The following is an 11,409-nucleotide window of genomic DNA, read 5'->3' as shown; positions in this document are numbered from 1 at the left end:
ATTGGTACCTGCTCCGCTTCTTACATTCAGCGTGCTTGCCGTTACTGTGTACGTTGTGCTTTCTGCTGGTGGCGTTGTTGTTCCTGATGCTTGTACATAATCGCTGCTTACGTAGCCCGTGCGGCCGTTATAGTTAATTTTGTACCAGCTTCCGCTTTTGCTCACCACAGACAGCTTCTGACCTTTTTTCACACTTCCTATGGATGCATAATTGGTACCTGCTCCGCTTCTTACATTCAGCGTGCTTGCCGTTACTGTATAAGTTGTGCTTTCTGCTGGTGGAGTTGCTGTTCCTGATGCTTGTACATAATCGCTGCTTACATAGCCCGTGCGGCCGTTATAGTTAATTTTGTACCAGCTTCCACTTTTGCTCATAACAGATAGCGTTTGGCCTTTCACTACGCTGCCGATAATCCCGTAAGTCGTTCCCGCTCCGCTTCTCACATTTAGCTTGCTTGCCGTTACTTTATATGTAACCGTCGCTGCTGCATATGCCTTTTCTTGATTTCCCCCGATTGAGCCAAAGTCAGGCGTTACAGCCGTTGCAAGTGTAGCTGTTAACGCCATCCCCACCATTAATTTTTTCAACTGCTTTCCCTCCATTTATCTCTTATAAAATTCTACTATTTTCTATTCTTAATTCATTATCTTACCATATTCCAAACGAAGGGAAAGGGTCAATAGATGCTTTTCACACGGCCTATAAAAAAAGACAGACCTCCTTGATAGGTCTGTCTCTTTCACTATTATCCTAAATCAACGTTGTGATATACTTGCTGCACATCTTCTAAGTCTTCTAATGCATCAATCATTTTTTCAAACTGAGCTTGTGCATCTTCAGGAAGAGTGACATCATTTTGAGCAAGCATCGTTTGCTCAGCTACTGTAAATTCCGTAATACCAGCATCGTTGAACGCTTTTTGTACCGCATGGAATTGATCCGGATCAGCATAAACAATTACAGAATCTTCTTCCTCTAAAATGTCACGCACGTCTACATCTGCTTCCATTAACAGTTCTAGCGTCTCTTCTTCATCCTTACCTTCTACACCAATAACAGCTGTTGGATCAAACATGTACGCTACTGATCCGCTTACTCCCATATTACCGCCGTTTTTACCAAAAGCAGCACGCACGTCTGAAGCTGTTCTGTTTACGTTATTCGTAAGAGCATCTACGATAACCATTGAGCCATTTGGTCCAAAACCTTCGTAACGAAGATTATCGTAATTTTCTTCTGATCCGCCTTTTGCTTTTTCAATCGCACGGTCAATAATTGCTTTTGGCACATTGTATGTTTTCGCGCGTTCCAATACAACTTTTAACGCTTGGTTTGATTCTGGATCTGGCTCGCCTTGTTTCGCAGCCACATAAATCTCACGGCCAAACTTGGCATATATACGACTTGTATTAGCATCTTTTGACGCTTTCTTTTCTTTAATATTGTTCCACTTACGGCCCATATTGTTTCACTCTCTTTCAAAATTGAATCTAATAAAATAAATAGGCAATGATATATCCGTCTTTATTATACATCAATTCCCTCTTACCTTTCGAGTTTAATACTTAAAAAAGAAAAGCAATCTTTTGGTATATTTCATTAACTAAATAAATGAGAAAACCATTTGATAACCGGCTGAATGATTTTTGTATATACATTTTTAAGCGGTTTGTATATACATCTCATCCAAATCCACCGTAAAGGATAGTAGATCATATGAATTACGATCCACTTAACTCCTTTCCAGAAACAGAGGAATATACGCTGACAAAATGAAACCACAGGAATAACAATTTCATTGTAAAATGGCAGCACAACATATTTCCAGAAAAGATAACAAGGGTAACAAACTAGATACAACACAGGGTATAAAACGTACTTCCATATAAATCTAGTTATAGGCAAAAAACATCGTTTCCAAACGAAGAGAATAAAAGGATAGATGAGGACACTCCATAGCCAAGAAATAGGATAAACGAACAAGAAACGTATAATGTATCTCCAAATGAAATCAATGACAGGTTGAATAATTCTTGTTCCTATCCATATGAGGGGCTTAGCGATAAAATATATCCATAGCTTACACAAAATTTGAAATACAAAATAAAAGGGAAAATACAAGACAAAAAAGATGCCTCGCAACACGTACTTTATACTTTGAGCTACTCCACTAATACTTTTCACTTCCTTTTTTATAAGTGAGTTTCGTTCATTTACCTACTCTATTATATAAAATAAATTGAGCAAGCAAATATATTTTTTAGTTCAATGAGAATTATATACAAAAACACCCTTCTATAAATAGAAGGGTGTCTAGAACCTTATTATTCTACAGTAACTGATTTTGCTAAGTTACGTGGTTTATCTACATCGCAATCGCGGTGCAATGCAGCGTAGTAAGAGATTAATTGTAAAGGAATAACCGCTGCTAGTGGTGAAAGTGTTTCATGAACTTTCGGAATCACGTAGCGATCTTCTTCTGTTTCTAATCCTTTCATTGAAATGATACAAGGATTAGCTCCACGTGCTACTACTTCTTTTACGTTACCACGGATGCTTAAGTTTACATGTTCTTGTGTTGCTAATGCAATAATTGGCGTATTGTTTTCAATTAAAGCGATTGTTCCGTGCTTAAGCTCTCCTCCAGCAAATCCTTCTGCTTGGATGTAAGAGATTTCTTTTAGTTTTAACGCACCTTCTAAACCTACATAATAATCAACAGAACGTCCAATAAAGAATGCGTTGCGAGTTGTTGCTAAGAATTGAAGAGCAATGCTTTCCATTTCTTCTTTGTCGTCGCAAAGTACTTCCATTGTGTTTGCTACGATTGCTAACTCTTGAACTAAATCAAATTCTAATTCAATGCCGCGTGTTTTTGCTGTTACAGCCGCTAGAATTGACAGCACTGCTAATTGAGCTGTATAAGCTTTTGTTGATGCTACAGCAATTTCCGGACCTGCATGAAGTAATAACGTATAATCAGATTCACGAGATAATGTTGATCCCGGAACGTTTGTGATTGTTAACGCTTTGTAACCTAGTTCTTTAATTTGAACTAATACTGCACGGCTGTCAGCTGTTTCTCCACTTTGAGAGATAAAGATAAACAATGGCTTTTCAGATAAAAGCGGCATGTTATAAGAGAATTCACTTGCTACGTGCACTTCTACTGGAACCTTCGCCCACGTTTCAATGAATTGTTTACCTACTAGGCCTGCATGATAGCTTGTTCCACACGCTACGATATAGATGCGGTCTGCTTCATCCATCGCTCCTAAAATGTCTGCATCAATGTGCAGTTCATTGTTCTCATTTTGGTACTCTTGAATGATTTTACGAACAACTAAAGGCTGCTCATCAATTTCTTTTAACATATAGTGAGGGTACGTACCTTTTTCAATATCACTTGCATCAAGCTCTGCTGTATAAGGTGCTCTTTCTACCACTTCACCATCAAGCGTTTTAATTGTTACGCCTTCTTTTGTCACAATTACTGTTTCTTTATCCATTAATTCTACGTACTGATCTGTTACTTGAAGCATTGCCATAGCATCACTCGCTACAACGTTAAATCCTTCGCCAACACCTACAAGAAGCGGGCTTTTGTTTTTAGCTACGTAGATTGTGTTTTTATCTTCGTTATCAACAAGAGCTAGTGCATAAGAACCGTGAAGCAAGCTTACTGTCTTACGGAACGCTTCTTCTACATCTAAGCCTTCTGCTGCGATTTTTTCAATTAACTGAACGATTACTTCTGTATCCGTTTCGCTTTTGAACGTTACATCTTGTAAATATTCACGTTTCAAAATAGCATAGTTTTCAATTACACCGTTATGCACAAGTGTGAAGCGTCCAGATGTACTTTGATGCGGGTGAGCATTTTCTTGGCTTGGTACACCATGAGTTGCCCAACGCGTATGACCGATACCTGCTGGTGCTACAACACTGTGATCTACTGCCTGACGCAATTCTGCAATACGGCCTTTTTCTTTGAATACGTGTACGCCTTCATTGTTAACAACTGCAATACCCGCTGAGTCATAGCCACGATATTCTAACTTTTCAAGACCACGTAATAAAATTTCTTTCGAATCTTCTGTTCCAATATATCCTACAATTCCGCACATAGATAAAATCCTCCTTCATGTATGAAAAGAGAGTCTCTTTTCATCATCAATGATTATCATCTCAATGCTTTTGTCCAATAAGTCACCTCATTGTTTTTCACATCAAGTTTTCGGCCGTGATAATCAACAACCGGGAGGCATCCGCCGATACTTCGATAAACCTCCTCCTCGTCAACTAAGTCGTTTCCGTCCCTTTACTTAGTTCAGGCGCTTTGTATTCACTTTTAAAATAGATTGTTCACTCCTTTACATAAATTAAGAGACGAACAGATTTAATATTACAATAAGAAGTGAGAAAACGTCAATTATCTTCTTTACTATCTGTAAAAACAGCCTTTAGCATTAGATAATTTCCAAGAATTTTTCTCAACAATATAAAAATATGCATAAGCAGCTTGAAACGTCACCGCTTATGCATATAATTAATGAATTACTCTAAGCCCATTTCTTCTTTTACTACTTCTACGATACGCGTTACATAAGTTTCACATTCTTCTTGTGTTTGTGCTTCAACCATAACACGTACTAACGGCTCTGTTCCTGAAGGGCGTACAAGTACTCGGCCATTACCGTTCATTTCTTTTTCCACTTCTTCAATAACCACTTTTACCTTCTCGTTATCTGTAACATGATGCTTATCTGTTACTTTTACATTTACAAGAAGCTGAGGATATTTTTTCATTTCAGCTGCTAATTCTGATAAAGGCTTTTTCGTTGCTTGCATAATGTTTACAAGCTGAATAGCTGAAAGCATACCGTCACCTGTTGTGTTGTAATCTAAGAAAATAATATGACCTGACTGTTCTCCACCTAGGTTATATTGATTAGCTTTCATTTCTTCTACTACATAACGGTCTCCTACACCAGTTTGTGCACTTTCAATCCCGCTAGCTTCTAGTGCTTTATAGAAGCCTAAGTTACTCATAACGGTAGAAACAAGCGTGTTTTTCTTTAAACGTCCTTGTTCATATAAGTATTTTGCACAAATGAACATAATTTGATCACCGTCTACAATCTCACCTTTTTCATCGATTGCAATTAAACGATCTCCGTCTCCATCAAATGCTAATCCAACATCCGCTCCTTTTTCTTTTAAGAAGGTACTTAATGCTTCTGGATGTGTAGATCCTACACCGTCATTGATGTTTAATCCGTTTGGAGATGCCCCCATTGTAGAGATATCTGCATCTAAATCCGCAAATAAATGTGCTGCTAACGATGACGTTGCCCCGTGCGCACAGTCTAATGCCACATGAATACCTGAGAAGTCTTCATCAACCGTTTGTTTTAAGTATTGAAGATATTTTTGTCCACCTTCGAAGTAGTCATTTACCTGACCTAAGTCTCCCCCAACAGGTCTTGGTAATTGATCTGTTTCACTATCCATTAACGCTTCAATTTCATTCTCTTGGGAATCTGAAAGTTTAAATCCATCTGGACCAAAGAATTTAATTCCGTTATCTTGAACTGGGTTATGCGAAGCAGAGATCATGACTCCTGCTTGTGCGCCAAGTGCTTTTGTTAAATACGCTACCCCTGGAGTTGAAATAACACCTAGTCGCATAACTTCTGCTCCAATTGAAAGCAATCCTGCAACAAGCGCTCCTTCTAACATATGACCAGAAACGCGTGTATCGCGTCCGATTAATACTTTTGGTCGCTCTGAATCTTTTGTTAGAACGTAACCACCTAAGCGTCCAATTTTAAAAGCAAGCTCAGGAGTTAATTCACTATTGGCAACTCCTCGTACTCCGTCTGTTCCAAAATACTTACCCATTAATTTTCTCTCCTTCATGTCAAAACATTTAGTTTCCTGATGTATTATCTGTCTGTCCATCTACGGGTGTAGAATTTTCATCACTTTGATTACTACTGTCGTCACCAGTTTCTGTACTATCTGTTGGTGTATCTGTATTATCTTCAGGTGTATCAGTCTCTTCGCTTGGTTTATCAGTTGAATCACCTGAATTTCCCGTCCCAGGATTTGTTCCCGATCCTGATCCAGTTCCCGTGTCTGGCTTTGTTTCTTTATCGCTATCGCTCGTGCTTCCACTTGTTTCTTTATCTGTTTGCTCATCATTTGTCCCTGATTGTTTTTTCGCTGTTACACGAACTTTTGCCTGTTTAGTCGATAGAGTCGATGTAACAGAGTCGGGACTATTTATTATAATAGGAACCGTGTGCTCCCCGGCAGATAAATTCCCTACATTCGCTGACAAGGTAATGCCGCTTTTCGTTAACTTATCTAAATCAGATTTTGGTCCTTTTACATCCGCATCTACTGAAGTAGGAGAAAGCAGTTCATAAGTGTACTTTGAGGATTGACCAGTTAAAGAAACCGGTAAATTCTTAAATGACTTAGTCTCAGCTGCACTTGCATCCGTTTCTTCTGCGTCTTGCTCATCACCTTGTTTGTCTACTTCCACATGAACGGTAATTTGTTTAGGACTTACACTATCTATTCCGTCTGGAACAGGGACGTTCACCTTAATATCTTTAGATTTCGTAATACCGGTAACATCGACTGGAATATTATCAATTCTATCGATTTTTTCTAAAGAATCAGATGGACCGATAATTTTTACTGTATCTGTTTTAGGCTCTAGCTTCGTAATATTGACACCGTCGCCTGGCGTGCCTTCTTGAATCACATCGATCGGCACTTTTTTACTAATATTTCTCACTGGGATTGTTACATTGACCGTTTCTGGTTGAACTGTTACATTCAATTTATTTAAATTCTTGTCTAGTGCGACAACAGTTGCTTGTTTCGTGACTGTTTTTGAAGCATTATCTAAATCAATAATAGCTTTCACATAAGCAACTTGGTCTAATTGACTTGATGCGCCCGTTACCGTGACGGCTCTTGGACTAACGGTTGCTTCCCCTGCTTCATATCCATTCTTCACCTTGTTTTTATCGTAGCTTGCCTCTACTGAAAACTGCTTTGAATCGCGTTCTTCAATTGTTACGTTTACAATATCAGGCTTAACCACTACGTTTAAATTATCAGAGATATTTCGATACTGAACCTTGACTCTATGCTGTCCTAAGCTTAAATTATCAAGGTCAATATAAGCTTGATAATCTTTTTGTAGCTTTGTTTGAGCCAAAATATTTTTAGGACCTTCCAGTGTCATAATAACCGTATCCGGAACACCTCTTACAATTCTGTTCTTCTCATTGTAGGATACTTGAACCGGAACATCTGTTAATGTTTCTACTCCGGTGTTGGCAGAACTGCTTCGGTTCAGAAACTTATTTGATGAACTGGCACCATCATCTAAATTAACAGATAAATATAACATGAAGGCTAACAGCAACGCGATAATTTTCATAACCCACGATCGATTCATCAATTTATCCATTCTTCTTCAACCTCCATTGCCAACGAGTGGAAGAAGTTGCTTTAGAAGTTGTGACTAATTCTTTTTCGAGCATTTCTCTCAATGTATCAATTGTCAATTCACGATACAATTCACCATTTTTGGTAACGGAAATGCCTCCAGTTTCTTCAGATACAATAACAGTCACACTATCTGTTACTTCACTTATTCCTACAGCAGCACGATGGCGAGTACCTAATTCTTTTGAAATAAAAGGACTTTCAGATAAAGGTAAGTAACATGCTGCAGCGGCTACTTGATCCCGCTGTAAAATAACCGCTCCATCATGAAGTGGTGTATTCGGTATAAATAAGTTGATTAATAATTCAGAAGAAATATTAGAGTTGAGCGGTATACCTGTTTCGATATAGTCACCCATACCCGTCTCTCTTTCGATTGAGATCAATGCACCTATGCGTCTTTTAGCCATATAATGCGTTGCTTTTATAATCGCCTCAATCGTAACGGTACGTTCATCCTCTTCAGGCAAATTACTGCGTGAAAACAAACGTCCTCTCCCAAGCTGTTCAAGCGCTCGGCGCAGCTCCGGCTGGAAGATAATAATGATAGCTAAAAACCCATACGTTAACGCTTGGTCCATTAACCATTGCAGCGTATTTAGTCCAAGGAAGTTACTTATAAAGCGGACAACTAAAATCACCGTGATTCCTTTTAAAAGCTGTACTGCTTTTGTACCTCTTATGACCATAATTAATTTATATATGACGAACCATACCAGGAGAACATCAACAATTTTTCCTAAATATGAGAGGATTGGCAGGTCTCCAATAGGCATCTTCTCACTTCCTCTATATATGTAATAAAGATAACATAACCGTTTTATTATACCATAAAACAAAATTACACTGTAAATTACATCTTATTTTTAAATCCTTGTTCCTATATAATGTAGCCTTCTTTTTATATAAATAAAACCGTCCACTATTCCTCTCTAACAAGATAAGCGGACGGTTGTATGTTTCAACTATTAAAAGTCAACAGCTTGTTTGGCATGAGTTTTGACGTTATACCACACCCAGTCAAAAATCTTGTCTAACTCTTCAATATTGCCTGTCACTTCTCCTGCAGAAGCTAGGTACTTATCACCATGTATAACAGTAACATTTCCATCTACTTTTCCTTCAATTTTAATATCGCCATTTCTCACAGTAATATCACCTTTGACGGTCTCACCTTTTGGTACAACGACTGTTTTATCGTGAATGACCAAGTTCGGCTGCTTTGAAACAGAAAAGTCTTCATCCGTTTCCCAAGCTGAAAACACGGTGCCGGACATTAACAGCACAAATACAGCAGCTGCACTAAGAATCGGGTGGTTTGTAAACCATCTATTCATTCGAATTCGATTCTTCTCACGCGGTAACCCAGCCATAACACCTGCTGTAAAGTTCATAGGTAATTCTATATGAGAAGTGCTTTGCACAAATGCAATGGTTCTTTTTAACTGATGCATATGCTGCTGACAACCTTTGCATTGATGCAAATGCTCTTTTAATAATAGTTCATTTTCTTTTGTAATATCTCCATCCAAATGTTCATGAATGAGATTTACATACATTTTTGGACATTTCATTCTTAGTTCACTCCTTACAAGTGGCGAAGTCGATTTCTTAAAGCTTCACGTCCTCTGTGAATTCTAGTCTTTACCGTACCAAGCGGCAGGTCTAAAATATCGCTGATTTCTTTTAACGACAGCTCATCTATATATTTTAGGACAATGACAGTTCGATATTTCTCAGGTAGCTTTAATATTTCCGACTGAATGAATTCTTGCAATTCTACTTGCTCTAGTTCTTCCTCTGGTAAAGCCTGATCGGCAGCTATTTGAGAGTACATATTTAACCCGTCGGTCCCGGCTACTTCTGCATCTAAATAATAGTCTGGCTTTTTTTTACGAATTCGATCAATACAAAGATTTGTAGCAATTCGATATAACCAGGTGGAAAATTTTTTACTCGTGTCATAGCTATGAATATTTACATAGGCTCGAATAAACGCCTCTTGTGCAGCGTCTTGCGCTTCTTCCCGGTTTCCTAACATTCGATAACATAGATGAAAAAGTTTATCCTTGTGATATTCTACTATGTCAGCAAACGCATCCTGGTCACCTTTTTTTACTTTTTTTATTTTCCTTTTTAATAATAAATCCATGTAACGGTTACCTCCGCCCATTGCGGGATAGTATATATACGTGTACTTTATCATAAAGTTTCACTTATGCTTAATTATTTTAACAAAAATTTGTCAAATATGTTTAAAAAGATCGTACGTAGGTTATGTAATTAGTATAGATGAAAAGAAGAGGAGTGGAAAGCTTGACTCATACAAAAGAGAACCTTTTGAATCAAATTGAAGAATGCAGAAATAACATGGTCACCCTTGCAGCAGAAAACCCTTTATCATCACTAACAGTGGTAAGAGTAAGTTCAGAGTTAGATGGTTTATTAAATGAATATGAAAAGTTTTTCTCTATATAAAGAAGCTCTCGAATCCGAACTAAGAGCTTCTTTTTTTTACCTTCATATATGTTTGATGTACCTTTTGGTAGGTACTAATGTTTTATACTAATTTTTCTCCTAAAAGTGAGCCCATTAATGCAACAGCTACGGTAGCTGTTTTATTCCGTTCATCTAAAATAGGATTCACTTCCACAAACTCCGCAGAAGTGATTAGCTGAGATTCTGCCAACATCTCCATAGCTAAATGACTTTCTCTGTAGCTTATTCCACCGATAACTGGCGTTCCTACTCCAGGTGCATCATGTGGATCCAGTCCATCTAAATCGAGTGATAGATGAACCCCATCTGTTTTATCACGCAAATATAAAATTGTTTCTTCCATTACTTTTGTCATACCCATTCGATCTATCTCATGCATCGTATACACTTTAATTCCTTTTTCCTTTATTAGCTCTTTTTCTCCTTCATCTAAAGAACGTGCTCCGATAATCACAATATTTTCTGGCTTGACTTTAGGTGTATAACCGCCAATTCGAGTCAATGCGTCGTCTCCTATACCTATACTTGCCGCCAATGGCATACCGTGAATATTTCCTGAAGGAGACGTATCTGCTGTATTCAAATCTCCGTGTGCATCATACCAAATCACGCCCAAGTTTTGATAATGACGACTTACTCCTGCTAGTGTTCCGATAGCGATGCTGTGATCTCCCCCTAGCACTAAAGGAAACCTTTTATTTGTAATAACATCACTTACGGTCTGAGCAAGCCTCTCGCTAGCATCTGCTACAGCTTTTAAATTCTTTAAGTTTGTATTTTCATCACTATGTACTCGTTCAGCTAAGGCAATTTCAATATTCCCTTTATCTTCTACACTATAGCCAATATTCTCGATGCGTTCAATAACACCTGCATATCGTATCGCACTTGGCCCCATATCGACCCCACGGCGAGTTTGACCTAAATCCATTGGTACTCCAATAATTGAAAGCTTATTCATCATATGTCCCCCCATCACAAATGTTGCTACTCTCTTATTGTAACGGCTAAATGAGCGATGGCTCAACTCGACACTTTTTTGAATATATATACAATTCTAATTTGTAGAAACTGCACAAAAAAACCTTTAAGCAAATTGCTTAAAGGTTGTACGTTTATATGTATGGTGGAGCCTAGCGGGATCGAACCGCTGACCTCCTGCGTGCAAGGCAGGCGCTCTCCCAGCTGAGCTAAGGCCCCAAAATCTTTTTTATATAGAAATGGAGCGGAAGACGAGGTTCGAACTCGCGACCCCCACCTTGGCAAGGTGGTGTTCTACCACTGAACTACTTCCGCTTATTAAAATGAGCCATGAAGGACTCGAACCTTCGACCCTCTGATTAAAAGTCAGATGCTCTACCAACTGAGCTAATGGC

10 protein-coding genes and 3 tRNA genes are annotated in these 11,409 nt (G+C 38.4%); 1 reads left to right on the top strand and 12 read right to left on the bottom strand.

The window, feature by feature from the left end; translation table 11 throughout:
• The 8 genes from AC3WJG_RS25330 to sigW form a co-directional block, all read right to left on the bottom strand.
• Positions 1 to 588, bottom strand: a 588-nt coding sequence (locus AC3WJG_RS25330; RefSeq protein ID WP_492588847.1) for an SH3 domain-containing protein, incomplete at its 3' end; no start/stop codon positions are given.
• Positions 589 to 746: 158 nt separating this feature from the next.
• Positions 747 to 1,463 carry a YebC/PmpR family DNA-binding transcriptional regulator gene (locus AC3WJG_RS25325; RefSeq protein ID WP_013054976.1) on the bottom strand — a complete coding sequence of 239 codons (717 nt, stop codon included), beginning with the start codon at positions 1,461 to 1,463 and terminating at the stop codon, positions 747 to 749.
• 862 nt (positions 1,464 to 2,325) lie between these two features.
• Positions 2,326 to 4,128 carry a glutamine--fructose-6-phosphate transaminase (isomerizing) gene (gene glmS / locus AC3WJG_RS25320; protein WP_028410402.1) on the bottom strand — a complete coding sequence of 601 codons (1,803 nt, stop codon included), beginning with the start codon at positions 4,126 to 4,128 and terminating at the stop codon, positions 2,326 to 2,328.
• 430 nt (positions 4,129 to 4,558) lie between these two features.
• Positions 4,559 to 5,905, bottom strand: a complete 1,347-nt coding sequence (glmM, locus tag AC3WJG_RS25315; RefSeq protein ID WP_102814028.1) for a phosphoglucosamine mutase — start codon at positions 5,903 to 5,905, stop codon at positions 4,559 to 4,561.
• Positions 5,906 to 5,933: 28 nt separating this feature from the next.
• Positions 5,934 to 7,496, bottom strand: coding sequence for a CdaR family protein (locus AC3WJG_RS25310; protein WP_337134641.1), 1,563 nt, complete (start codon positions 7,494 to 7,496; stop codon positions 5,934 to 5,936).
• Positions 7,489 to 8,310, bottom strand: coding sequence for a diadenylate cyclase CdaA (gene cdaA / locus AC3WJG_RS25305; protein WP_013054971.1), 822 nt, complete (start codon positions 8,308 to 8,310; stop codon positions 7,489 to 7,491). The genes AC3WJG_RS25310 and cdaA overlap by 8 nt, the downstream gene beginning before the upstream one ends.
• A 192-nt stretch (positions 8,311 to 8,502) precedes the next feature.
• Positions 8,503 to 9,108: an anti-sigma factor family protein gene (locus AC3WJG_RS25300; RefSeq protein WP_013081391.1), complete on the bottom strand. Its 606-nt coding sequence runs from the start codon at positions 9,106 to 9,108 to the stop codon at positions 8,503 to 8,505.
• 14 nt (positions 9,109 to 9,122) lie between these two features.
• On the bottom strand, positions 9,123 to 9,686 hold the full coding sequence (sigW, locus tag AC3WJG_RS25295) for an RNA polymerase sigma factor SigW (RefSeq protein ID WP_013054969.1): 564 nt from the start codon (positions 9,684 to 9,686) through the stop codon (positions 9,123 to 9,125).
• A 164-nt stretch (positions 9,687 to 9,850) separates the two neighbouring features.
• Here sigW and AC3WJG_RS25290 point away from each other — a divergent pair, with 164 nt between their 5' ends.
• Positions 9,851 to 10,012, top strand: a complete 162-nt coding sequence (locus AC3WJG_RS25290; RefSeq protein WP_013054968.1) for an aspartyl-phosphate phosphatase Spo0E family protein — start codon at positions 9,851 to 9,853, stop codon at positions 10,010 to 10,012.
• Positions 10,013 to 10,094: 82 nt separating this feature from the next.
• On the opposite strand, the gene rocF is transcribed toward AC3WJG_RS25290, so the two are convergent.
• The 4 genes from rocF to AC3WJG_RS25270 form a co-directional block, all read right to left on the bottom strand.
• A complete protein-coding gene (gene rocF / locus AC3WJG_RS25285) occupies positions 10,095 to 10,994 on the bottom strand; it encodes an arginase (protein WP_025753445.1) in 900 nt (299 codons plus the stop codon).
• A 163-nt stretch (positions 10,995 to 11,157) separates the two neighbouring features.
• A tRNA-Ala gene (locus tag AC3WJG_RS25280) sits at positions 11,158 to 11,233 on the bottom strand.
• 21 nt (positions 11,234 to 11,254) lie between these two features.
• A tRNA-Gly gene (locus AC3WJG_RS25275) sits at positions 11,255 to 11,329 on the bottom strand.
• Positions 11,330 to 11,338: 9 nt separating this feature from the next.
• Positions 11,339 to 11,409, bottom strand: a tRNA-Lys gene (locus AC3WJG_RS25270).

It is taken from the genome of Priestia sp. FW507-14D1A (assembly GCF_058781295.1).
The sequence above is the reverse complement of the archived record's forward strand: the minus strand, read 5'-3'. Positions and strand labels throughout refer to the sequence as shown.